Consider the following 701-nt stretch of genomic DNA (forward strand, 5'->3'; position numbering starts at 1 on the left):
ACAAAGTCCCAACCGAAGTGATTCGGGCCGGAACTTCGGTTTACGGGGTTGAACCATCCGCTGGGGTCTTACGGCCAGATGATTACTTAGCACCGGTCCTAACCTTGGAAAGCGAGGTCGTGATGATCAAGCAGCTTCCAGCTGGAGCAGCGGTTTCCTACGGGGCCACTTACCACACGACTAAGGACCAATGGATTGCGACTCTGCCAATTGGCTACGGTGATGGCTTACCCCGCGAACTCAAGGGCTATGAAGTCATCGTCAATGGGAAGAAAGCACCAATTGTTGGTCAGCTAGCGATGGACCAGTTGATGATTGCCGTTGACGAACCCGTACCGGTTGGCACAACGGTAACCTTCGTTGGTCAAAACGGCGACCAGGAAAACACCATCTGGCAGTTTTCCGAATATGCCGGTATCGACCCTTGGGAAGCTACAATTCGTTTCCAAGACCGCTTAGCCCGGTACCTAGTCGATTAGGCTAGTAAAAATTTAAAAAAATAAAAATTAACGAGGATCAAATCAATGTTGAACGCGCTGCAAGTAAATGATCAGGACCAGCTTTTAATCGGTGGGGTCTTAGCCACCGACTTAGCTGAACAATACCAAACGCCTTTATATGTTTATGACGTCGCCGTGATGCGTCGACAAATGCGAGCCTTCCGTCAGGCCTTTGAAAAGACGAACCAGGTTGGGGTCGTT

1 protein-coding gene and 1 pseudogene are annotated in these 701 nt (G+C 49.9%); both read left to right on the forward strand.

Going from position 1 to position 701, the window contains the following annotated elements; all coding sequences use genetic code 11:
- Window positions 1–479: alanine racemase C-terminal domain-containing protein (locus AOQ29_RS05535; RefSeq protein ID WP_275936582.1), on the forward strand; the 479-nt coding region annotated here is incomplete at its 5' end.
- A gap of 45 nt (window positions 480–524) precedes the next feature.
- Window positions 525–701 (forward strand): annotated as a pseudogene (locus tag AOQ29_RS08120) (diaminopimelate decarboxylase); the annotation flags it as partial.

This window comes from Fructobacillus ficulneus (assembly GCF_001047075.2).
GTDB lineage: Bacteria > Bacillota > Bacilli > Lactobacillales > Lactobacillaceae > Fructobacillus > Fructobacillus ficulneus.